This window comes from Streptomyces sp. NPDC047981, assembly GCF_040653315.1.
Taxonomy (GTDB): Bacteria; Actinomycetota; Actinomycetes; order Streptomycetales; family Streptomycetaceae; genus Streptomyces.
This window is the reverse complement of record NZ_JBEZNQ010000060.1, coordinates 15047-36368: the sequence shown is the minus strand read 5'-3', so window position 1 is coordinate 36368 and position 21322 is coordinate 15047. Positions and strand designations below refer to the sequence as shown.

The 21322-nt window shown below is 72.3% G+C and carries 22 protein-coding genes; 13 read left to right on the top strand and 9 right to left on the bottom strand.

The genetic code is table 11. From position 1 onward, the window contains the following. Positions 1–10: 10 nt before the first annotated feature. Positions 11–1492: a regulator gene (locus tag AB0E14_RS28790; RefSeq protein ID WP_362424351.1), complete on the bottom strand. Its 1482-nt coding sequence runs from the start codon at positions 1490–1492 to the stop codon at positions 11–13. Between the two features lie 388 nt (positions 1493–1880). Between AB0E14_RS28790 and lipB the strand changes: the two genes are divergently transcribed. The 4 genes from lipB to AB0E14_RS28770 all read left to right on the top strand — a co-directional run bounded on the left by lipB (position 1881) and on the right by AB0E14_RS28770 (position 5038). Beyond that, positions 1881–2723 (top strand): lipoyl(octanoyl) transferase LipB, encoded by an 843-nt coding sequence (lipB, locus tag AB0E14_RS28785; RefSeq protein ID WP_362424348.1) that lies wholly within the window; start codon positions 1881–1883, stop codon positions 2721–2723. A 106-nt stretch (positions 2724–2829) separates the two neighbouring features. After that, positions 2830–3798, top strand: a complete 969-nt coding sequence (gene lipA, locus AB0E14_RS28780; RefSeq protein WP_362424345.1) for a lipoyl synthase — start codon at positions 2830–2832, stop codon at positions 3796–3798. Between the two features lie 312 nt (positions 3799–4110). Continuing rightward, positions 4111–4323 (top strand): hypothetical protein, encoded by a 213-nt coding sequence (locus AB0E14_RS28775; protein ID WP_362013484.1) that lies wholly within the window; start codon positions 4111–4113, stop codon positions 4321–4323. A gap of 10 nt (positions 4324–4333) precedes the next feature. Next, positions 4334–5038, top strand: coding sequence for a DUF4191 domain-containing protein (locus AB0E14_RS28770; protein ID WP_362424342.1), 705 nt, complete (start codon positions 4334–4336; stop codon positions 5036–5038). Positions 5039–5142: 104 nt separating this feature from the next. Here the strand turns inward: AB0E14_RS28770 and AB0E14_RS28765 are convergent, their stop codons facing one another. Then, complete coding sequence (locus tag AB0E14_RS28765) at positions 5143–5610, bottom strand: RDD family protein (protein ID WP_362424339.1); 468 nt, start codon at positions 5608–5610, stop codon at positions 5143–5145. Between the two features lie 223 nt (positions 5611–5833). Here AB0E14_RS28765 and glnA point away from each other — a divergent pair, with 223 nt between their 5' ends. Further along, positions 5834–7243 carry a type I glutamate--ammonia ligase gene (gene glnA / locus AB0E14_RS28760; RefSeq protein WP_352191411.1) on the top strand — a complete coding sequence of 470 codons (1410 nt, stop codon included), beginning with the start codon at positions 5834–5836 and terminating at the stop codon, positions 7241–7243. A 183-nt stretch (positions 7244–7426) separates the two neighbouring features. Then, positions 7427–8248, top strand: coding sequence for an excalibur calcium-binding domain-containing protein (locus tag AB0E14_RS28755; protein ID WP_362424335.1), 822 nt, complete (start codon positions 7427–7429; stop codon positions 8246–8248). Positions 8249–8307: 59 nt separating this feature from the next. On the opposite strand, the gene AB0E14_RS28750 is transcribed toward AB0E14_RS28755, so the two are convergent. Further along, positions 8308–8583, bottom strand: a complete 276-nt coding sequence (locus AB0E14_RS28750) for a hypothetical protein (protein ID WP_362424332.1) — start codon at positions 8581–8583, stop codon at positions 8308–8310. Positions 8584–8732: 149 nt separating this feature from the next. Between AB0E14_RS28750 and AB0E14_RS28745 the strand changes: the two genes are divergently transcribed. Continuing rightward, on the top strand, positions 8733–9092 hold the full coding sequence (locus AB0E14_RS28745; protein ID WP_362424329.1) for an arsenate reductase family protein: 360 nt from the start codon (positions 8733–8735) through the stop codon (positions 9090–9092). Between the two features lie 2 nt (positions 9093–9094). Here AB0E14_RS28745 and AB0E14_RS28740 read toward each other — a convergent pair whose 3' ends face one another. Further along, positions 9095–9973 (bottom strand): alpha/beta fold hydrolase, encoded by an 879-nt coding sequence (locus tag AB0E14_RS28740; protein ID WP_362424326.1) that lies wholly within the window; start codon positions 9971–9973, stop codon positions 9095–9097. 63 nt (positions 9974–10036) lie between these two features. Between AB0E14_RS28740 and AB0E14_RS28735 the strand changes: the two genes are divergently transcribed. Then, entirely contained in the window at positions 10037–10498 is a 462-nt protein-coding gene (locus AB0E14_RS28735) for a MarR family transcriptional regulator (RefSeq protein ID WP_362424323.1), read from the top strand. Between the two features lie 16 nt (positions 10499–10514). Here AB0E14_RS28735 and AB0E14_RS28730 read toward each other — a convergent pair whose 3' ends face one another. Further along, positions 10515–11411: a Gfo/Idh/MocA family oxidoreductase gene (locus AB0E14_RS28730; RefSeq protein ID WP_362424319.1), complete on the bottom strand. Its 897-nt coding sequence runs from the start codon at positions 11409–11411 to the stop codon at positions 10515–10517. A 202-nt stretch (positions 11412–11613) separates the two neighbouring features. Here AB0E14_RS28730 and AB0E14_RS28725 point away from each other — a divergent pair, with 202 nt between their 5' ends. From AB0E14_RS28725 to AB0E14_RS28710, 4 genes are all read left to right on the top strand, one after another. Then, a complete protein-coding gene (locus AB0E14_RS28725; RefSeq protein WP_362424316.1) occupies positions 11614–13035 on the top strand; it encodes a hypothetical protein in 1422 nt (473 codons plus the stop codon). Continuing rightward, positions 13032–14207 carry a hypothetical protein gene (locus AB0E14_RS28720; protein ID WP_362424313.1) on the top strand — a complete coding sequence of 392 codons (1176 nt, stop codon included), beginning with the start codon at positions 13032–13034 and terminating at the stop codon, positions 14205–14207. Before AB0E14_RS28725 ends, AB0E14_RS28720 begins: the two co-directional genes overlap by 4 nt. Positions 14208–14351: 144 nt before the next feature. Next, positions 14352–15383 (top strand): glutamine synthetase, encoded by a 1032-nt coding sequence (gene glnII / locus AB0E14_RS28715; protein WP_362424311.1) that lies wholly within the window; start codon positions 14352–14354, stop codon positions 15381–15383. Between the two features lie 343 nt (positions 15384–15726). Next, positions 15727–16293 (top strand): winged helix-turn-helix domain-containing protein, encoded by a 567-nt coding sequence (locus AB0E14_RS28710; protein WP_362424308.1) that lies wholly within the window; start codon positions 15727–15729, stop codon positions 16291–16293. Here the strand turns inward: AB0E14_RS28710 and AB0E14_RS28705 are convergent, their stop codons facing one another. Together AB0E14_RS28705 and AB0E14_RS28700 are read right to left on the bottom strand one after the other, a co-directional pair. Beyond that, the gene (locus AB0E14_RS28705) at positions 16294–17721 is read right to left on the bottom strand and encodes a PepSY domain-containing protein (RefSeq protein ID WP_362424305.1); all 1428 of its coding nucleotides are present in this window, start codon (positions 17719–17721) and stop codon (positions 16294–16296) included. 44 nt (positions 17722–17765) lie between these two features. After that, on the bottom strand, positions 17766–18449 hold the full coding sequence (locus AB0E14_RS28700; protein WP_362424302.1) for a hypothetical protein: 684 nt from the start codon (positions 18447–18449) through the stop codon (positions 17766–17768). Positions 18450–18661: 212 nt separating this feature from the next. Here AB0E14_RS28700 and AB0E14_RS28695 point away from each other — a divergent pair, with 212 nt between their 5' ends. Continuing rightward, positions 18662–20050, top strand: coding sequence for a DUF1996 domain-containing protein (locus AB0E14_RS28695; RefSeq protein ID WP_362424299.1), 1389 nt, complete (start codon positions 18662–18664; stop codon positions 20048–20050). 114 nt (positions 20051–20164) lie between these two features. Here AB0E14_RS28695 and AB0E14_RS28690 read toward each other — a convergent pair whose 3' ends face one another. Next, on the bottom strand, positions 20165–20800 hold the full coding sequence (locus AB0E14_RS28690; protein ID WP_362424296.1) for a DUF1707 domain-containing protein: 636 nt from the start codon (positions 20798–20800) through the stop codon (positions 20165–20167). A 50-nt stretch (positions 20801–20850) separates the two neighbouring features. Next, positions 20851–21318 (bottom strand): hypothetical protein, encoded by a 468-nt coding sequence (locus AB0E14_RS28685; protein ID WP_362424384.1) that lies wholly within the window; start codon positions 21316–21318, stop codon positions 20851–20853. Positions 21319–21322 lie beyond the last annotated feature (4 nt).

Genomic DNA, 21322 nt, shown 5'->3' with positions numbered 1-21322 from the left:
GCTGGGCGGCTCAGCCGATCGCCGCCACGCGGTCGCGGTAGGTACGGACCGCGGCCGCGTCGCGGTACGGCTCCAGGCGGCGCTCGAAGTCGCGAACGTACTCCAGGGCGCGGGCGGAGCGCATCTCGGAGGCCTGCTGGGCCGCCTCCGCGCCGAGCGCGCAGGCCTGGTCGAGTTCGCCGAGGCCGAGGCGGGCGGAGGCGAGGACCACCCGGCAGAACAGCCGGCTGCGGGCGAAGCCGGGGGCGCGGAGCTGGAGGGAGCGCTCGGCGTGCTGGGCGGCGGCGCGGTACTGCTGGAGGTCGCGGTGGCAGTGCCCGAACTCGTCGGCGAGCTGGGCCTCGTCGAAGGGCCGCGCCCAGTACGGCACGTCGTCCCCGGGCCTGGCGGCCTCGAGCGCCCGCTCGGCGCGGGCGAGGGCGGCACCGGTCGCCCGCGCCTCGCCGAGGACGCTGTGCCCGCGCGCCTCCACGGAGTGCAGCAGGGCCTGGACGACGGGCGGGGCGGCCGAGCCGACGCCCTGCTGGGCGACCCGGGCGAGCTGCACGGCCTCGCGGCCGTGGCCGAGGTAGACGGCCTGACGGCTCATGGTGATGAGGACGTACGAGCCGTACGCCCGGTCCCCCGCCGCCTGCGCGAGCCGCAGCGCCTGGACGAAGTAACGCTGGGCGAGTCCGTGCGCGGCGATGTCGTACGAGGTCCAGCCGGCCAGCCGGGTCAGGTCGGCGGCCGCGGCGAACAGGCGGCGCCCGACGGACTCCCCGTACGTGCCGCGCAGCATCGGCTCGGCCTCGTGCTCCAGGTAGCGCACGAGAGCCTGGCGGGCGTGGCCGCCGCCGTAGGCGTGGTCGAGGGTGCGGAAGAGTTCGCCGACGGAGCGGAGGGCGGAGATGTCGCCGCTGGAGACCCGCTGTCCGGGGCCCCGGTCCGTGCCGCGCTGCCGGGGGACGGAGAGCCGGCTCTGCGGCGGGACGCGCGGGTCGGGCGCGAGCAGGCGGCCGTCCGAGCCGAGCCTGCCGTTCGGCGCCGCCGGCTCGCCCCGCGCCACCCGCTCGTCGGCGCGCCCGATGAGCCAGTCCCGGCTGGGCACGACCAGGCCCGCCGGGGTGAACGCGATCTTCCGTAGTTCGGCGTGGCTGCCTGAGTCCTTGCGCCACAGGCCGCTGACGATGTCGACCGCCTCCTCGGGCGAGGCCGCGAACTCCAGGCCCGCGTACACGGGGGCGCAGGCGTCGAGACCGAGGTCCTGTGCGGAGAGGCGGCGGCCGAGGCGGCGGGTGAAGACCTCGGCGATGAGGGCCGGCGTGGTGCCCCGCGGCTGCTGTCCGCGCAGCCAGCGGGTCACGGACGTCTTGTCGTAGCGCAGGTCGAGTCCGTGTTCCAGGCCGAGCTGGTCGACCCGTCTGGCCAGGCCCGCGTTGGAGAAGCCGGCTTCCGCGATGAGCGCGGCGAGCTGGCGGTTCGGGATGCGCTGCGGAGGTCGTTCCGTCATCAGCTGTGCGGTCTCCTGCCTTCCGGGCCCGGGTGGAACCTCGTGTGGACCCTCCTGGAACGGCGTGAATTTAGCGGCCCTCACCGCCCTTACCGCCACCTTCGCCCCACATTCATCCGATCGTGTGAGGAACGGGAGGGAGGGTTGCCGCCTGCCGCTGTCGCGCGACAACCCCGCGGGACGGGTCCGCGCGCCATCACGTTCCGTAGCCGACCGGGGAGGGTCGATCACGGAACGTCGCCGCGTCGGCGCCCGTCCCCACCGGCCCGCCGGGGACGCGCGGCGCCGCCGTACAGTGGCATGGGCGCGAATGACGCATGGAGCCGATCCGGCCCCGGGACGATCCCCGGTACCCGGCCGGCCCCGGCATCCACGAGGAGGCACTGCCGTGAGTGAGCTGCGATTCGTCCGCTTGGGCTTCGGCGAGGACGCCGTCGAGTACCAGGTGGCCTGGGACAAGCAGCGCGAGGTGCACGCCGCCCGGTTCGCCGACGAGATACCGGACACGTGCCTGCTCCTGGAGCACCCGCCCGTGTACACGGCCGGCCGGCGTACCGCGGAGAGCGAGCGCCCCCTCGACGGGACGCCCGTCGTGGACGTGGACCGGGGCGGCAAGATCACCTGGCACGGCCCGGGCCAGCTCGTCGGCTACCCGATCATGAAGCTGCCCCGCCCGGTCGACGTCGTCGCGCACGTCCGCCGGCTGGAGGAGGCGCTGATCCGCACGGCCGCCGAGTTCGGCCTGGAGACCACCCGGATCGAGGGCCGCAGCGGCGTGTGGGTGCTCGGCGACCCGGTCGAGCAGCGCCCCGCGTTCGGCGGGCTCTCCCTGGACTTCGACCCCCGGCTGACCGACGAGGAGTTCGACCCGCGCCTCAACGGTCCCGAGTACGCCCCGTCCAACGCCGGCCAGCGCCGCGAGGACCGGAAGCTGGCGGCGATCGGGATCCGGGTCGCCAAGGGCGTCACCATGCACGGCTTCGCGCTGAACGTGAATCCGGACAACACCTGGTTCGACCGGATCATCCCGTGCGGCATCCGCGACGCGGGCGTCGCCTCCCTCGCGAACGAGCTGGGCCGGGACATCACGATCGAGGACGTCCTTCCGGTGATCGAGAGGCACCTGACGGAGATCCTGGAGAACGCGGAACTGAAGGCGCGCGAGATCCCCGAGCGCGAGCCCGCGCCCGACGCCGCCCCCGAGCCCGTCTCGGCACCCGTCTCCGCCTAGGGAATGCCGGGTCCTGGCCAGAGGTTGGCCAGGCGTAAACAAAACCGCATGAACAACGGGCGTACCCTGGTGTGCGCCGAAGAATCGAAGCTACAGGGAGCCGGTCGTGTCCGCAGTCGCACCCGACGGACGCAAGATGCTGCGCCTGGAGGTCCGTAACGCCCAGACCCCCATCGAGCGCAAGCCCGAGTGGATCAAGACCCGGGCGAAGATGGGACCCGAGTACACGAAGATGCAGGGCCTCGTGAAGAAGGAGGGCCTGCACACGGTCTGCCAGGAGGCGGGCTGTCCCAACATCTTCGAGTGCTGGGAGGACCGCGAGGCCACCTTCCTCATCGGTGGTGACCAGTGCACGCGGCGCTGCGACTTCTGCCAGATCGACACGGGCAAGCCCGAGGCGCTGGATCGTGACGAGCCCCGTCGTGTCGGCGAGTCGGTCGTCACGATGGACCTGAACTACGCCACCATCACCGGCGTCGCGCGCGACGACCTGGAGGACGGCGGCGCCTGGCTGTACGCGGAGACCGTGCGCCAGATCCACGAGCAGACGGCGGGCCGCGCCGACGGCCGCACGAAGGTCGAGCTGCTCGCCCCCGACTTCAACGCCGTGCCGGAGCTCCTCGCCGAGGTCTTCGCCTCGCGCCCCGAGGTCTTCGCGCACAACGTCGAGACGGTGCCGCGGATCTTCAAGCGGATCCGCCCCGGCTTCCGCTACGAGCGTTCCCTCGACGTCATCACGCAGGCCCGTGACTACGGTCTGGTCACGAAGTCGAACCTCATCCTCGGCATGGGCGAGACCCGCGAGGAGATCAGTGAGGCGCTCCAGCAGCTGCACGAGGCCGGCTGCGAGCTGATCACGATCACCCAGTACCTGCGGCCGACGGTCCGGCACCACCCCGTGGAGCGCTGGGTGAAGCCGCAGGAGTTCGTGGAGCTGAAGGAGGAGGCCGACGAGATCGGCTTCTCCGGTGTGATGTCGGGCCCGCTGGTGCGGTCCTCGTACCGCGCGGGCCGGCTGTACCAGCAGGCGATCGAGAAGCGCGGCGCGGTCGACAACGCGACGCAGGCGGTCTGACCCCCGGCGGATCCGCCGGGATCCGCCCCTCCGTGCACTGTGTGAATTCGCGCACAAGTAGTTACCGGCAAGTAGTGGCCGGATCCGACGCGGCCCGTACGACCCCGCAGCTCAGCGGGTGCGTACGGGCCGCGTCAGCGTTTCCGGAGGCGCACGGATGGCCGCATCAACGTTTCATCAGTGTTTGACCGTCGGGTCACGCACTGGTAACACCAATCTGTGAGCCTGGCTTCACTCACCGCCACAGCGGGAGCGCCACACTCCGCTCCACCCCCCACCTCATCTCATCCATGCTTGAGGGAGGACCCCGTCATGCAGGCCGCGACCCATGTCCGTGCCACCGCCATCCCGTCCGTCACCGACGCCCTGAAGGCCGTCGAGGCGCTGCTGCTCGCCGGCGGCCAGCGGACCGCCCGCCGCAACGCCTGGACGTCGGTCCTGGAGGACCGCCGCCGGGCGAAGGACCGGGTCGAGGCCCAGGATGTGATGGAGGCCGTGGCTGGCCGCGCTTCCCGGGCCACGTAAACTTCAGGACATGGCGAGGAAGGCAAACACGGGCAGCGGTGACGCTGCGAACCAGGGGCGACTGAAGCAGATCGCCCTCACGTACAAGATGACCCGAAAGGCCGATCCGAAGGTCGGGCTTGTCGTCGCGGGCGTGGGCATCGTCGTACTCGGTGTCCTCCTCGCGATCGGCTTCCTGATCGGTCACCCGGTCTACCTGGGCATTCTGGGCTTCATCCTGGCGCTGCTGGCGATGGCGATCGTCTTCGGACGGCGTGCCGAGCGGGCGGCCTTCGGCCAGATGGAGGGCCAGCCGGGCGCGGCCGCGGCGGTGCTGCAGAACGTCGGGCGGGGCTGGACGACGACCCCGGCCATCGCGATGAACAAGAGCCAGGACGTCGTGCACCGCGCGGTCGGCCGGGCGGGCATCGTGCTGGTGGCCGAGGGCAACCCGAACCGGCTGAAGCCGCTGCTCGCGGCCGAGAAGAAGAAGATGGCCCGGATCGTCGTGGACGTTCCGGTCACGGACATCATCGTGGGCAACGGCGAGGGCCAGGTGCCCCTCAAGAAGGTCCGTACGACCATGCTGAAGCTCCCGCGCGTCCTCTCGGGCCCGCAGGTGACGGCGGCCAACGACCGACTGCGGGCGATGGGCGACCTGATGAGCAACATGCCGCTGCCGAAGGGTCCGATGCCGAAGGGCATGCGGATGCCGCGCGGCGGAAAGATGCGCTGACCCCACGGACGAGCGAAGGGCCCCGGAACCGATCGGTTCCGGGGCCCTTCGTCGTACGGCACGAGCAACGTCGTCGTACGGCTACGAGCGTCGTCGTACGGCAGTCAGATCCGGACCTGGACGGCGCCGGAGAGGCGGTCGTGGAGGCCGCGGCCGTCGCGGTCCCAGATGAGGGCCGGGATGGCGAGGCAGACGAGGACGCTGCGCAGGACGACGCGCAGGATGCCGAGCCGGCCGCCGTTCACCGAGGCGACCCGGAGGCCGAAGATCCGCTTGCCCGGGGTGGAGCCGATGGTGCCGACCGTCAGCACGCTCAGGACGAGCAGGATGAGGAGCGCCCAGTTGCCGGTCGCCTGGCTGTAGCCGTCCGTGACGAGCCCGTATGCGATCACCATGCACAGGGCCCAGTCGACGGCGAGGGCGCCGATCCGGCGGCCGGGGCGGGCGATCGAACCGGGCCCCTCCTCGGGGAGCCCGAGCTGCTGACCCCGGTAACCGAAGTCGACGCCTGCGTTCTCGGCCGCCGCGCGGGGGCCGGACAGCCATGATCCGAGTGCTTCCCTGTTGTCCACGGGACAACGGTACTGCGCCCGTTTTCGATCACTTCGGCCCGGGTAGCCGAGCAACATCGAAGAGCGGACCCGCACCCAGCCCGGTTAACTTGGGCGAAACAAATGGGTCACGCTTGAGAAATCCCGTCTGCCTATGGTCGGGTCCAGCGTGTGCCCCCGCACTGGCCGCACGACAACGAGCTGCAACCCCGCCCCTCCCCGGGCCGGGAGTAGGAGGAGTTGGATGTTCCAGAACGCCGACGAGGCCAAGAAGTTCATCAAGGACAACGACGTCAAGATGGTCGACGTCCGTTTCTGTGACCTTCCGGGAGTGATGCAGCACTTCACGATCCCGGCGACGGCGTTCGACCCGTCCGAGGAGCTCGCCTTCGACGGCTCGTCGATCCGCGGCTTCCAGGCCATCCACGAGTCCGACATGGCGCTGCGCGCCGACCTGTCGACGGCCCGCCTGGACCCGTTCCGCCGCGACAAGACGCTGAACATCAACTTCTTCATCCACGACCCGATCACGGGCGAGCAGTACAGCCGTGACCCGCGCAACATCGCGAAGAAGGCCGAGGCGTACCTCGCCTCCACCGGCATCGCCGACACCGCGTACTTCGGCCCCGAGGCCGAGTTCTACGTCTTCGACTCCGTGCGCTTCAACACCACGGCCAACGAGGGCTTCTACCACATCGACTCCGAGGCGGGCGCCTGGAACACCGGTGCGGTCGAGGACAACCGCGGCTACAAGGTCCGCTACAAGGGCGGCTACTTCCCGGCCCCGCCGGTCGACCACTTCGCCGACCTGCGCGCGGAGATCTCCCTGGAGCTGGAGAACGTCGGCCTCCAGGTCGAGCGCCAGCACCACGAGGTCGGCACCGCCGGCCAGGCCGAGATCAACTACAAGTTCAACACGCTGCTCGCCGCGGCCGACGACCTGATGCTCTTCAAGTACATCGTGAAGAACGTCGCCTGGCGCAACGGCAAGACCGCGACCTTCATGCCGAAGCCGATCTTCGGCGACAACGGCTCGGGCATGCACGTCCACCAGTCGCTGTGGGCCAACGGCGACCCGCTGTTCTACGACGAGACGGGCTACGCGGGCCTCTCGGACACCGCCCGCTACTACATCGGCGGCATCCTCAAGCACGCTCCGTCGCTGCTGGCCTTCACCAACCCGACGGTGAACTCGTACCACCGCCTGGTGCCCGGCTTCGAGGCCCCGGTCAACATGGTCTACTCGCAGCGCAACCGCTCCGCGGCCATGCGTATCCCGATCACGGGCTCGAACCCGAAGGCCAAGCGCGTCGAGTTCCGCGCGCCGGACCCGTCCTCGAACCCGTACCTCGCCTTCTCGGCGCTGCTCCTCGCGGGCCTCGACGGCGTGAAGAACAAGATCGAGCCGGCGGAGCCGATCGACAAGGACCTCTACGAGCTGGCTCCCGAGGAGCACGCGAACGTCCAGCAGGTCCCGACCTCGCTCCCGGCGGTCCTCGACGCCCTGGAGGCGGACAACGAGTACCTGCAGGCCGGCGGTGTCTTCACCTCCGACCTGATCGAGACCTGGATCGACTACAAGCGCACGAACGAGATCGCCCCGATCCAGCTGCGCCCGCACCCGCACGAGTTCGAGCTCTACTTCGACCTCTAGGACGCACGCGCCACGGCGCCGCACGAGGCCCCGTCACTCTCCCGGAGAGTGGCGGGGCCTCCGCGTTCGCCGGCTCCGCGCGTCTCAATCTGTGCAAGACCTGTGCGGCGCTCTTCACTTGGTGTTTACGATTCCTCCGCATCTCGCCGCCACTCGTCGAGTGGCCTTGCGCCAGGAGCCGCCGTGTATCCGAACCAGCCCCCGCAGCCGTACCCGAACGCCTACGGACCCCAGCCGACCCCGCCCGCGCGGAGGCGCTGGTGGCAGCATCCGGCGCTGGTCATCACGGCCCTGGTCGTGCTGCCGCCCGCCGGTATCGCGCTGGCCTGGCTGAGTCCGTGGCACCAGACGAAGAAGATCGTGGCCACCGCGCTCTCGGGCATCTGGTTCGTGGTCCCGTTCTTCGGCGACGCGCCGGCGGAGAAGAAGGACGACGCCAAGGCGAGGACGGCGGCCTCGGCGAGCCCCACGCCGACCGCGACCACCGCCACGCCGACTCCGACCCCGACGTCGGCTCCGACCGCGGACATCGTGATGCCCGCAGTCGTCGGCACGGCGTTCTCGGAGGCCGAGGCCGCCGTGGAGGCGCTGATCGACGGGGAGTTGCGGGCGGACAGCGCGTACGCCGACGTCAGCCTGCCCGCGAACCACACGACGTGGATCGTCTGCTTCCAGGGGCCGGTGGCGGGCACCCGGCTCGTGCCGGAGTCCGCGAACCCGAACGTCCACCTGGTGGCGCCGGGCACGAAGTGCCCCGCGACGACCGGGACGAAGCTCAGGCCCGAGCCCTCGGAGTCACCGAAGCCGACGGCCTCGCCGACCCCGAAGCCCAAGCCGAAGCCGACGACCGCAGCCCCTGAACCGACGCGGGACGAGCCGGACAACGTGTACTACAAGAACTGCACCGCCGTGAAGGCGGCCGGTGCCGCTCCGATCCGCAGGGGCGACCCGGGCTACGCGAAGCACCTCGACCGCGACGGAGACGGTGTCGGCTGCGAGAGCTGAACGGGGAGGCCCCGGGGAGCGTGGCTGCTCTCCGGGGCCTCGGGCTTGTCTCTCCGGGGTCAGCGGCCGTAGCGGATCAGGGCGCGGACCATGCGGCAGGTGGTGTCGGAGGGCGGGTGGATGCCGGTGAGCTCCGCCGTCGTGCGTATCTTGTCGTTGCTCGCCCGCGCCGGGTCGTGGACGCCCGCGTCGAGCAGGACGATCGCGAGGCGCATGGCCTTCAGGCGGCGGTTGTGGCTGACGTACCACTCGCGGGGGCGGCCCGCGGGGAGCGGCTGCTTCTGGAGGGGCTTCCAGGGTTCGAGGGACGGTGTCCGGATCACGGCGAGTGCCATGGGCGACCTCCTGGCGAAAAGCGGGGTGCGGGCCCTCCCCGGGACCCTCACCTTCACCCCCTATTTTAGGTGCCCCCACTGACAATCGCCCCTGTTCAGGCCGGGTTTGAGGGGTACTGGACGGGCGCGCGCCGGGTACCGTTGGGGGCATGGAGATCTGGATCAATCCGGCCTGTTCCAAGTGCCGTGGCGCGCTGCATCTGCTGGACGAGGAGGGCGCCGAGTACACCGTGCGGCGCTATCTGGAGGACGTGCCGAGCCCGGCCGAGATCAGGGACGTCCTGGGGCGGCTCGGGCTCGAACCCTGGGACATCACGCGGACCCAGGAGGCGGTCGCGAAGGAGCTGGGCGTGAAGGACTGGGCGCGTGACGAGGCGAGCCGGGAGCGGTGGATCGAGGCGCTGTCGGCGCACCCCAAGCTCATCCAGCGGCCGATCATCACCGCCGACGACGGTTCGGCCGTGGTGGGGCGGACCGACGAGGCGGTTCGGGACGCGCTCTCGCGCTGAGGCTACGTCCGGCCCTCGAGGAAGCGCGTCACCAGCTCGTACGTCTCGGGCGGGGCGCCGGCCGGCAGCGTGTGGTGGGTGGCACCGGCGAGTGTCGCCGTCTCCAGGTGCGGGACCGTGTTCCCCGCCCGGACGGCGACCCGCGCGCTGTCGTGGGCCCGGCTGTGCTCGGCGAGGAGGAGCAGCGTCGGCGGCTTCAGGCCGGCGAGGTCCGCGCGCGTGGGGCGCGGGCCCGTGACGGGGCGGACGCCGGGGAACTCGGCGGCCCGTGCGAGCAGTCCGAGCCAGCGCGGGTCGAGTTCCGCGCCGCCCGTCTCCCAGCGCAGGAACGCGGCGGTCCGGGCCGGGGTGGGCCGCAGCAGCGTGGGCAGGGCCCGGAGGAGGTAGCGGGGGCGGAAGCCGGTGAAGCAGTTCGTCGGGTCGAGCAGGACGAGACCGTCGACGCGCTCGGGGGCCCGCAGGGCGTGGTGGAGGGCGATCCAGGCGCCGTAGGAGTGGCCGACGAGGGCGGCGGAGTCGAGGCGCAGCCCGTCGAGGAGGGCGTGCAGCCAGGCGGTGAGGTCGTCGACGGTTCGGATCGGCCGACCGGCGGCCGGTGTGCTGCGGCCCGGCTCTCCCACGAGGTCGACGGCGTGGACCCGGTGGGTCAGGCCGAGCGCCGCTGCCATGGCGTACCAGCCGGTGGCGGTGGCGCCGCCGCCCGGCAGCAGGAGGACGGGCAGGGCGTCCTCGGCTCCGTGGGTGAGGAGCCGGGTCGTGCCGTACGGGGTCGCCACGTCCGTGGTGGAGGTGCCCGGCGGCCAGAGGGCGAGGACGGCGTCGTAGGCCGTGAGGAAGGCGGGGGACGCGGGTGAAGCGGGGGAAGCGGCGGCGGTGGGCATGGCGCGAACCTCTCGCTGGGCGATAATCTCGCTGAGCGAGATAATAGAGGGGAGGGCCGTCGATTGACAGAGTCACCGGAGCTGAACGTCTTCCATCTGCTGCGCGCGGTCTCGGTCGAATTCGGCATGCGGCAGGGCGAGTTCGCGGCGCGCAACGGGATGCACCCCACGGACGTCAGGGCGCTGATCTGCCTGCTCGACGCCGAGCGCGCCGGAACGGGCCTGACCGCCGGGCTGCTCGGCGCACGACTCGGCCTCAACTCCGCGGGCACGACCGCCGTCATCGACCGCCTCGAACGCCTCGGGCACCTCACCCGTGTCCGCGACGACGGCGACCGCCGCCGTGTCCTCCTCCGGGTCGAGGGGAGCGCCAAGGAGCTGGGCCGGGCCTCCTTCGGGCCCCTGATCGACGCGACGGTGGACCTGCTGCGGGAGTTCACCCCGGCCGAGACCGACGCCGTACGGCGCTTCCTGACGGGCGCACGGGACATCATGGCGGCCGGGGACGGGCCGGACACGCCCTGAGGAGCGCCTCGGCCGGTCAGCTCCCGGACGCGGTCCCCGTCGCCCGCTCCGCCTGCGTCAGGATCTCCGTGAGCCGGGCACCGAAGTGGGCGTCGCAGGGGTGGGGAGTGCCGGTGCGGGCGGCGGTCAGGAGGGCGTCCACGGCCCTGGTGTAGGCGTCCGCCGCGCCGTCCCAGGCCGGGAGCGCGGCCTTGCCCCGCTCGCCGTACAGCGTGAGGGCGGCCTCCGCGGCCTCCGGGGGCGCCGAGAGCGTGAGCGTCGCCGTGCTGCTCGCGCCCGAGGTGTGGCGCAGGGTCAGGTGGTGGACGTCCGCCGGGCCCCGGGCCGCGGTCACCTCGGTGACGTCGCCGAGGATCGGCAGGAGGACCGAGAGGACGTGCGGGCCGACGTCCCACAGGCCGCCCTTCTCGCGCCGCCACGGCGAGGCCGCGTACGCGCTCGTCGAGCCGGGACCGAAGAGCGAGCCGAGCCAGTGCGCCTCACCGAGGAACCAGCCGCCCGCCGCGGCCTGTTCGTCGATCCAGCGGGCCGTCGGCTCCGCGAAGCGGAGCGTGCAGAAGACCACCGAGGCGACCCCGCCCAGGTCGGCGAAGTCGGCGACCTGCCGCGCCGCCTCGACCGTCGTCGCGACCGGCTTGTCCAGGAGGAGGTGGCAGCCACGGGCCGCCGCCCGGAGCGCGAGCGCGGACTGGACGTCCGGGGGCAGGGCGAAGGCGATCGCGTCGCAGGCCTCGAAGAGCGCCTCCTCGTCCTCGTACGCCGTCGTGCCGAAGGCGGCGGCCAGTTCCGCCGCGGCCTCCGGGCGCCGGCCCCAGACCCCGGCGAAGTCCACTTCCGGGTGCGCGGCCAGCGCGGGCGCGTGGGTCCGTGCGGCCCAGGGGCCCGTGCCGAGGAGTCCGATGCGCGTCGTCATGCCCCCAGTCTGCCCTGCGCCTACGACAACCCGGCCGCCGCGGTCCGGCAAATCCGGTGGCAGGCCCGCCCTCCCCCGGTGTTACGTTGCACGTGCCGGCCGCGGGACTCCGGTGCGACTTCCGGGACCTGCCTTTGAAGCAACGTTTTCGCTGTTCGCTCCCCCATTCCCCGGCCGGCCACCCCACCCACGCGAGGACCCCATGACGGAGACGTACGCCGACCTCATCGCCGCCGAGGACGTCCTGCTCTTCGTCAACGCCGCCGTCACCGCCACCGGCCAGCGGGAGTTCCGCTCCTCCGCCGGGGAGCAGCGTCTCTCGCTCGCCTTCCTGCACGAGTACGTCCGCGTCAACCACCGCCCCGTGTACGCCGCCGCGCTCGCGCTCGACATCAACGACCACAACGCGGCCCTGATCGTCGAGCAGTTGCTGCGCACCGCCGACGAGGCCGGCGGGCCGGACGAGAAGCGGGCCGAGGGGCGGCTGATCGCCGCCCGGCTCGCCACGCTGCCCCCGCAGCGGGTCTACCGGCTCTTCCGCGCCCTGCGCGCCGCCAGGGTCAACAACCGGCGCACGCGCGCGATCGTCCGCGACTGGCTGGCCGGCCGCGCCGACCTCGGCCACGACGCCGTCAAGTACCGGCCCGGCCTGAAGGCCACCGCCCGGCACGCGCACGTGCCCCTGCCCGACCCCGAGTGCGGCGACTTCCTCTTCGCGCCCGGGCGCCGGGTCCGCTACGACCACCCGTACCTGGACGCCTTCCGCCGCGCCCACTACGAGCAGGGGGCGCTGTACGAGCTGCCGTTCACCGTCGCCGAGGGGTTCGCGGCCCGGCACGGCGTACCGCGCGAGCTGTTCCTGGAGCGGATCGCGCCCCGGATGACGCGCCTTGAGCGGCTGCGGACCGAGCGGGCCGGCGATCTGACGGTGATGCCGCTGACCCGGCTCGCGCTCTACGTCCTCTCCCTCCCCTTCGGGGAGAGGGCGGCGCGGCGCGCCGAGCTGACGGGCGCGCTGCGGGCCGCGGCGCGGCGGGTGGCGGGGCCGTACGCCGGTACGTGGGGGCGGATCGCCGCGGTGCTCGACGACAGCTACTCCGCGTCCGGTTCGGCCGTGAAGCGGCGCCGGCCGCTCGCCGTGGCCCTCGGCTGCCACTTCCTCCTCGACGCACTCGCCGCGCCGGGGGCGTACACCGCGCACTGGACCTCGGGCGGCAGCGATCCGCTGCTCGTCAGGCCCTGGGGGCCGACCCCGCTGGGCGCCCGGATTATCGACGCCCTGGAGGCACCCGCCGGCCGCGCCCCCGACCGTCTCGTGATCGTCTCGGACGGCTGGGACAACGCCCCGCCGGGCCTCGCAGGCGAGGTGCTGCGCGTCTGGCGGACCCGGCTGGACCCGGAGCGCCGGACGAGCGTCGTCCATGTGAACCCCGTATACGACGCGGCCGGCTTTGAGGTGCGCCGGCTCGCTCCGAGCGTGCCGACGGCCGGGATCCGGGACGCCGAGGACCTGGCGGCGCTGGTGGAGATCGCCCAGTTCGCGGAGGGGCGGACGGGGCTCGCGGAGCTGCTCGCCTTTCTGGACCGGCGGGTGGAGCTGTTCCTGAAGGAGGCGCGAGGGTGACCCGGATCGATCTGACCGGCCTGGAGGTGCGGCCCTCGCAGGTGTGGGGCGGGGTGCGGCTCGTACCGCTGGTCCGGGCCGAGCCGGTGGAGGGGCTGCGGCTCCACCGCGAGGTGTACGGCGGCGCCGGCGCGGCCGACCCCTGGGACACCGTCGACCTCGGGGACCGTACGACGTACACCTCGTACATCCCGCACGGCTTCGTCGCGGACTGGTCCGGGCAGGAGCGCGAGGCGGCGGCGTACGGCACCCGGCTCGGGGCCGGCGAACCGCCCGCCGTTCCCGTGCGCCGCGGCCACCACCGCCTCGCCAAGCGCCGCCGCAAGGACGGACGGGCCGTGCAGCGGCTGCGCTTCCTGCCGCTGCACCTCGCCCTGGAGGGCTATCTGGCGCTCCACTTCGGCGGGCCGTCCGTCGTCTGGGACGAGTGGTCCCAGCAGGCGGTCCGCCAGGGTCTGTCGCCGCGCGCCGAGGCGGCGTACGCGGGGTGGAGCGTGCCGGGGCTCGCGGAGGCGCTGCGGGTCTTCGAGATCCACCCGGGGCAGTGCGGACTCATGCTGTACGCAGCCGACAGCCTGGCCGCCGCGTTCGTCGTCCCCCACCCCAGGGACTACCGCGCCCTCCACCCGACCCTCATCGAGGACCTGTACGGGGAGCTGATCCACCAGTACGCGTTCTACGGCGCCGAGGTGCCGGAGTTCACGGCCCGCATCCGGGACGGCGCGGGCTCCGTCCGCACGCTCGCGGACCTGCGTGCGGCGGCGCGGGCGCAGGAGCGCTCGTGGGCGCAGGCGCACGACGGGCTGATGGCGCGCGATCTGCTGGAGACCTCGTACGCCTACGAGCGGGTGTACCGAATGGGTTCGTACGATCTGTACCGGTTCCTCCCGCCGTTCCTGCGGGGCGGTCAGGAGCAGCACATCGGCGAGCTGATCGCCGACCACAAGGGCAGGACGGTCTACCTGAAGACCTTCCGGCTCTCCGAGAACCAGATCCGTCGCGGCCATCTGCTGCGCCGGCTCGCGGACTGCGACTGGCACCTGGGGAGGACGGCGGAGGCGCTCGGCACGTCGTACGCGGAGCTCGTGCGCCGGGTGGAGAACGCCGGATTCGGGTCGCTGATCAACGCTCACGTGACCGCACGACGGGTCCGGGAAACAGAGGAAAGCTGAGTAACACGGGGTTCACATTCGGGCAACGACCGGGAAATCCCTTGTTGCCAAGCTGCGCGCAGACAGACACACACCGCAGCTCTCGCAGCGTCGCGAGCCGCAGCATCGCTCCCGCAGCAGCAGCACGCCAAAGGATGAGGCCCCGTGACCTTCAAGGCTGAGTACATCTGGATCGACGGCACCGAGCCGACCGCGAAGCTTCGCTCGAAGACGAAGATCCTTCCGGGCGAGGGCGCCTCCCTGGACGAGCTGCCCATCTGGGGCTTCGACGGTTCCAGCACGAACCAGGCCAAGGGCCACGCCTCGGACCGCGTCCTCAAGCCGGTCTTCGTCTGCCCCGACCCGATCCGCGGCGGCGCCGACATCCTGGTGATGTGCGAGGTCCTCAACACGGACATGACGCCGCACGAGTCCAACACGCGCGCCGCGCTGGCCGAGGTCTACGCGAAGTACGCCGCCCAGGAGCCGATCTTCGGCATCGAGCAGGAGTACACCTTCTTCGACGGCGAGCGTCCGCTCGGCTTCCCCGTCGGCGGCTTCCCGGCCCCGCAGGGCGGCTACTACTGCGGTGTCGGCGCCGACGAGATCTTCGGCCGTGACATCGTCGAGGCGCACCTGGAGAACTGCCTGAAGGCGGGCCTGGGCATCTCCGGCATCAACGCCGAGGTCATGCCGGGCCAGTGGGAGTTCCAGGTCGGCCCGCTGGCGCCGCTGGAGGTCGCGGACCAGCTGTGGGTGGCCCGCTGGCTGCTCTACCGCACGGCCGAGGACTTCAACGTCTCGGCGACGCTCGACCCGAAGCCGGTGAAGGGCGACTGGAACGGCGCGGGCGCGCACACCAACTTCTCCACGAAGGCGATGCGCGAGGGCTACGACGCGATCATCACCGCCGCCGAGTCGCTGGGCGAGGGCTCGAAGCCGCTCGACCACGTCAAGAACTACGGCGCCGGCATCGACGACCGTCTGACCGGCCTGCACGAGACCGCCCCGTGGGACAAGTACTCCTACGGCGTCTCCGACCGCGGCGCCTCGGTCCGCATCCCGTGGCAGGTCGAGCAGGACCAGAAGGGCTACATCGAGGACCGCCGTCCGAACGCGAACGTGGACCCGTACACGGTGACCCGCCTCCTGGTCGACACCTGCTGCGAGGCCCTGGCGAAGGCCGGCCAGGTCTGATCCGCACTCGCTGTCCCGAAGGGGCGCCCCACCGTCGAACGGTGGGGCGCCCCTTCGGCGTTGCCGCCGCCAGGGGGTCGTCCCGGGTATTCCCGAGTAGTAGACTAGGGATATGGCCATCACCCAGAACGACACCGCGACAGGTCGCTTCGACCTCGAGCCGTTCTGGCCTTCCCGGCAGCACCACGACTTCGACCGGTGCTGTCGGCGCGTGAGGAACGCGTCGGCCCTCTAACGCCCCGACCGGTGTGTGAACCGGTCCCATGGCCTTCGGCCGACGCGCGAAACGACGTCGTACGTCTGCGTCTTCTTCTCCGTCTCGCGCGAAAAGAGCTGAGCTGCCATGGCCCACACCCAGACCGCCGCCCTCCCCGTCTCCCGCACCGCCCCGGCCCCCGCCGCGCTCCGGCCCGGACGGCACCGGCTGCGAGCCGTCGATCCCAACGAGGTCGTCGACCTCTCCCAGGTCGCCGAGTTCCTGCCGCCCGGCGCCACCCTGCTGCCCGCACCGCCGCACGCCCTGCCGACGCTGCCCGGGCGGCCGCCGATGGTCGGGTACCTCGTGCTGCTGCCCGCCGACCAGCAGGCGCCCCTGACGCCGGGGGCCCCCGCCGTCCCGGAGGACGAGCAGGGGCCCGTGACGATCGACTCCGCCCGGCGCGTGGCCCATGTGGACGGCGCCGAGATGGACCTCACGTACCTGGAGTTCGAACTGCTCTCCCACCTCGTCGCCCACCCGCACCGGGTGCACACCCGCGACCAGTTGGTCACCACGGTGTGGGGGTACGGGCACGTGGGCGACGGGCGGACCGTCGACGTCCATGTGGCGCGGCTGCGCCGCAAGCTGGGCGCCGAGCACCGCCACACGATCCAGACCGTGCGGCGGGTCGGCTACAAGTACGCGCCCTGATCAGGCCGCGCGGGACTTCTCGCTCCTCGCCTTCGCCCTGGCCACCAGGGCGAGGGCGAGGTCCACGGCCAGGAACGCCACCAGGCTGAGCCCGAGCATCGGGACGAACCAGCCCACGAGGGCGGTCGTCGCGAGCAGCGGCAGCAGCATGGTCGGCGGAACCTTGCGCCACGCCCCGCGCGCGACCGGGCGGCCGGGGCGGCGGAGCCACCACATGCGGTAGCCCCAGAGGATCAGCAGGATGAGCGCGAGGGCGAGGGCCGCCAGGGCCAGCTGGTTGACCAGGCCGAAGGTCACGCCCATGTGCATGTCGATGCCGAAGCGGGTGAGCTGGGCGAGCACCGGGTAGTCGGTGAACCGCAGCTCGTCCATGACCGTGCCGTCGGCCGGGTTCACCGCGACCGAGTCGAGGTGCACCGGGAACTGGGTGTCGGTCTCCTTGACGACGTACCCCTTGCCCTCGGAGGGCAGGACGACGGACATCTTCCCCTCGATGCCCTTCGCGGCGGCCGCCTCGACGACCTTGTCGATGCCGACGTCCGGGCCCTTGGGGGCGGCCGTGTGGCCGCTCATGTCGTGGCCCTCGTGCTCCGAGCCGCCGTCGCCCGCGCCGGCGAGCGTCGCGGAGACGGTCGGGGTCGCGCCGCCCAGCTGGTCCTGGACCGCGCCGATGTTCTCGCCCGCGTACCGCGACCAGGTCAGACCGGTCGCGGAGAGCACGACGAGACCGGCGACGGCCCACAGGCCGACCGTGCCGTGCCAGGAGAGCGTGCGGCGGCGGGACTTGGGGCCGCGCTCCGGTACGAAGAGCTCACGGCGGTTCTTGCGGCGCCGGCCGATCCAGAGCGCCAGGCCGCCGAGGGCTATCACCCACAGCCAGCTGGCGGCCAGCTCGCTGTAGTTGCGGCCGAGGTCGCCCAGGTGCAGGTCGCGGTGGAGTTCGTCGATCCAGGTGCGCAGCGGGAGCGCGCCGGAGCTGCCGTAGCTGGGGAGCTGGCCCCGGACCTCGCCCGTGTACGGGTCGACGAAGACGGCGAGGGACGTGCCCTCGGGGACGTCGGGGTCGGCCATGAGGACGCGGGTGGTGGCGCCGTCCTCGGCGGAGGGCCAGACGGCGGTGACGGTGCCCTCGGGGTTCACCTTGGTGGCGGCGTGGACCTGCTGCGAGAGCGGCAGGACCTCCTTCCCGACGGGGACCTCCAACTCGTGCGCGTAGATCACCTTCTCGGCCTGGAAGGAGAGCGCGTAGAGCAGTCCGCTGGCGGCGGCGACGAGCAGGAAGGGGGCGATGAGCACGCCCGCGTAGAAGTGCAGGCGCAGGACGAGGGGGCGCAGGGCGCTCCAGGTCCCGGGGCGGGTGGAGGGGGTGGTGGATCTGTCGGTGGGCGCGTCGGCGGATTCCGGGCGCGCGAGATCGTCGATGGTCATGGCTGTCCTGGGAGTCGGTGTCGACAGGGGGAATCGCCCCCGGGTCAGACGTGTGCTCCGAGGGCGGCGGCGCGGGGTACGGGCAGCCGGGGCGGGCCGCGCCGGGAGAGGCTGTGCGCGAGGACGACGCCGTGCGGGCGGCGCGGGGTACGCGGCCGGGGGCGTACGGACCGGGGAAGCTCGGGGACGCGGACGACGGCGAGCAGCAGGCGCAGCGGGGTGAAGGCGAGCGCGGCGACCGTGCGGGCGAGCGCGAAGAGCGCGGCCTCGCCCCTGGCGAGCCAGAGGCCGCAGAAGAGGGCGGCGAGGAGGTGGGCGGCGAGCATGCCGAGGGAGGACTGGCTCCCGACGGCGGCCACGGCCGTCTCGACGACCGAGGCCACGGTCGTCTCCATGGCCGAGCCCGTGGTCGTCTCCATGGCCGAGCCCGTCGTCATCTCCATGACCGAGCCCGTCGCCGGGTCCATCGCCGTGTGCGCCATGGCGGGGTCGGGCCGCGTGGCCGTGTCCCCCAACCCGGCCGCGTGGTCCATGGCCGTGTGCCCGGCCGTACCGCCGCCGTGCGACTGGCCGGCCGAGAAGATCAGGTGCAGCGCGGTCTGGACGGCCGCGAGGCCGCCCGCGATGGCCGCGGCGCCGCGCCGTCGGCCACCCGCGCACCACGCGAGCAAGCCGGTGACGACGAAGGCCACGGAGAGCGAACCCGCCGGTATCTCGTGCGCAGACATGGACGAATGCCCCACTGCTGCCAATACGACACACACCGCCGCGAAGAGCGCGGCTCTCAGGGCGCGTATCGGCGACCGGGTGTCCGTCATGATTCGGCCATGGTGACATCCCGCCGCCGGAAGCGGGAGACCGCCTCCCTGATCAGAGGGTCGAACGAACGTCCGCATCGCTGAGGCTGAACGCGTGGGGCGTGGCGTGCGTATGGAGTCCCATGCGACGCACACGAAAACGTTCGACACGCGCGAAACGAGTAGTGGCCGCCTCCGTCGCCCTGATCCTGGGGGCGGGCGGGCTGGTCGCCGTCAATGTCTACGCCTCGGCCGACGAGGGCGGGGGCGGAGGCGACCGGCCGCCGCCCGACGTACGGAACGCGGTCTCCACCATCGACTGCCCCGACGCGGCCGAGGAGCTGACCGACGTACCGGAGGCGGCGCGGGACACCGTGGACCGCGAACTCGCCGCCCTCGACAGTCAGATCACCGCCGCCTACCAGCGGCTCGCCGACGACCGGGAGCAGGTGGAGAGCGACCCGGACTTCGCCGAGCGGGAGATCCTGGACCCGCTGGAGGGCGAGCGGCTCCCGGTGCTCCAGCGGATCGGGCAGTCGGTGGGCGAGCCGCTCGACGGGCTCGCGCCGTGCACCCTGCGCGCCGACGACGAGCCGAGCGGGGGTGGCCGCGGGGGCAACGGGCAGGGCCAGGGCCAGTCGGGGAACGGCCCCGAGGCCGCCGACTTCGTCGACATCCGGTCCGTACGGCCCAACGTGAACCTTCCCCCGCAGCGCCGGGGCGGCTCGCGCGGCTCGTTCGTCACCGACTGCGGGCGGAACAAGAACGGCAAGTTCAACCCGGACAACGTCATCGTCGCGCCGGGGGTGAGCAACGGCGCCCACCACATGCACGACTACGTCGGCAACCAGGCCAACGACGCGTTCGCGAGCGACCGTGACCTCGCCAGGGGCCGGACCACGTGCCGCAACCAGGGCGACCGGTCCACGTACTACTGGCCGGTGCTGCGGCTCCAGAACGGCCGGGCCGAGGACGACGCGAACGCGGACGGCGGCGGCAAGGACCAGAACGTGGGCGAGATCCAGACGCCCGCGCAGGTCACGCTGAACTTCGTCGGCAGCCCGGTCTCCAAGGTCACGGCGATGCCGCGCTTCCTGCGGATCATCACGGGCGACGCCAAGGCCTTCACCAACGGAGACGCGAACGCCAACGCCTCCTGGTCCTGCACCGGGTTCGAGAACCGCCAGCTGAAGGACAAGTACCCGATCTGCCCGCAGGGCAGCAAGGTGGTCCGGACCTTCCGCTTCCAGAGCTGCTGGGACGGCCGGAACACCGACAGCGCCAACCACCGCACCCACGTGGCCTTCGCCGACCCGGCGAGCGGGCGGTGCGGCAAGGGCTTCCGCGCCATCCCGCAGCTCGTCCAGCGGATCGTCTACGACGTGCCTCCCGGGCCGGGATTCGCCGTCGACTCGTTCCCCGAGCAGCTGCACAAGCCGATCACGGACCACGGCGACTTCATCAACGTCTTCGACCAGCGGCTGATGCGAAGGGTGGTGGACTGCGTCAACAGCGGCCGCCGGTGCTCGTAGCTCCGTCGGCGCGCGTAGCTCCGCCGGTGCGCGTAGCTCCGTCGCCGGCCGTCGGCGCCGCTGCCGCTCGCCGCGCGCGTGTCTCCTCGGTCGCGCTCACCGAGGAGACAGCGGTCAGCGGCCCTTCGGGTTGCTCTCCAGCTTGCGCCGCTCCCGGCGGTTGGGGTGGCGGACGACCACTCCCGCCATGCCGCCGGAGCCGGTGAGCCGGATCAGCGGCGTTCCCGGAAGCCGGTCGCCCGTGGTCCTGTCCTTGAGGCCGCCGATGCCGGGATCCATCCCGCCGGTGTCCACCGCCCAGCCGTCGGGGACGATCACGGTCACCCCGGCCGCCTCTCCGTACGCCTCCACCTCGACCTCCGGGAGACGGCACTCCACCCGACTGAAGTCGATCTTCACGCCGCCCAGACCGCCGCGGGCGATCACGCGCGCGGGAACCTCCCAGCGCCCGGGGCCCCGGGACGCGCCGTTCAGCCCGCCCTTGAGCAGCAGCGGCGGGAGGCTTCCCGCCGCTGCGGAGGCGGACGCGGACTCGGGCGCCGGCAGGTCCGCGGTCAGGACGGCCAACTCGGCGTGGGTCTTCGCCGTCAGCGCCAGCCCCAGCCGCTCGTCCAGCTCGTCGAAGTCGAGGCGCCCCTCGGCCGCCGCGTCGCGCAGCCGTTCCACCACGGCTTCCCTGTCGTCGTGCGAGGCACGGAGCTGTCCCGGGGGAACGGCGGGCCGTATCGGCTCCGGAGGCTGCGCGGTCATGATCTCGAGCATAGGTGTCTCGGGAAGCGCCCCGAAGGGAAACGCGGACGCTAGTGGTGCCCCGTACCCGGCCCCGCATCCGGCCCCGTAGCCGTACCCGAGGGATGTGCCCCGTGCGGCTCGGTGGTCTCGACGCGGCCGCCGAGCCGCAGCCGTACCCGCTCCACCGTCGCCGCCTCGCCCGAGACCGTCCACTTGCGGCCGACCAGGTAGGAACCGCCGTAGTCCTTCGCCTCGTTGAGCCACTCGCGCTGCCCGCGGTCGGTCGCGAAGGTGGTCAGGACGTACGTCCCGTCGTCCGTGGCGCACTTCGCCTGACGCAGCTCCGCCGCGTCCGTCTGCACCTCCGGGGCGCACACGGCGCGCTCGGCGATCTGCTCCAGGGTGCCGATCGCCTCCTCGGGCGCCGATCCGGGCGCCGACCCGGACGCAGGCCCCGGCGCCGACCCCGGCGCCGACTCGCAGGCCGCCAGGGCGAGCAGGATCGCGGCCACCGCTGCTGTTCGTCGCGTACGCATCAGC

Coding starts and splice junctions, on each gene's coding strand:
- AB0E14_RS28790 (WP_362424351.1), bottom strand. CDS start 1,492: ATGACGGAACGACCTCCGCAGCGCATCCCGAACCGCCAGCTCGCCGCG.
- AB0E14_RS28775 (WP_362013484.1), top strand. CDS start 4,111: ATGCAGGCCGCGACCCATGTCCGTGCCACCGCCATCCCGTCCGTCACC.
- AB0E14_RS28770 (WP_362424342.1), top strand. CDS start 4,334: ATGGCGAGGAAGGCAAACACGGGCAGCGGTGACGCTGCGAACCAGGGG.
- glnA (WP_352191411.1), top strand. CDS start 5,834: ATGTTCCAGAACGCCGACGAGGCCAAGAAGTTCATCAAGGACAACGAC.
- AB0E14_RS28750 (WP_362424332.1), bottom strand. CDS start 8,583: ATGGCACTCGCCGTGATCCGGACACCGTCCCTCGAACCCTGGAAGCCC.
- AB0E14_RS28745 (WP_362424329.1), top strand. CDS start 8,733: ATGGAGATCTGGATCAATCCGGCCTGTTCCAAGTGCCGTGGCGCGCTG.
- AB0E14_RS28740 (WP_362424326.1), bottom strand. CDS start 9,973: ATGCCCACCGCCGCCGCTTCCCCCGCTTCACCCGCGTCCCCCGCCTTC.
- AB0E14_RS28730 (WP_362424319.1), bottom strand. CDS start 11,411: ATGACGACGCGCATCGGACTCCTCGGCACGGGCCCCTGGGCCGCACGG.
- AB0E14_RS28725 (WP_362424316.1), top strand. CDS start 11,614: ATGACGGAGACGTACGCCGACCTCATCGCCGCCGAGGACGTCCTGCTC.
- AB0E14_RS28710 (WP_362424308.1), top strand. CDS start 15,727: ATGGCCCACACCCAGACCGCCGCCCTCCCCGTCTCCCGCACCGCCCCG.
- AB0E14_RS28705 (WP_362424305.1), bottom strand. CDS start 17,721: ATGACCATCGACGATCTCGCGCGCCCGGAATCCGCCGACGCGCCCACC.
- AB0E14_RS28700 (WP_362424302.1), bottom strand. CDS start 18,449: ATGTCTGCGCACGAGATACCGGCGGGTTCGCTCTCCGTGGCCTTCGTC.
- AB0E14_RS28695 (WP_362424299.1), top strand. CDS start 18,662: ATGCGACGCACACGAAAACGTTCGACACGCGCGAAACGAGTAGTGGCC.
- AB0E14_RS28690 (WP_362424296.1), bottom strand. CDS start 20,800: ATGACCGCGCAGCCTCCGGAGCCGATACGGCCCGCCGTTCCCCCGGGA.
- AB0E14_RS28685 (WP_362424384.1), bottom strand. CDS start 21,318: ATGCGTACGCGACGAACAGCAGCGGTGGCCGCGATCCTGCTCGCCCTG.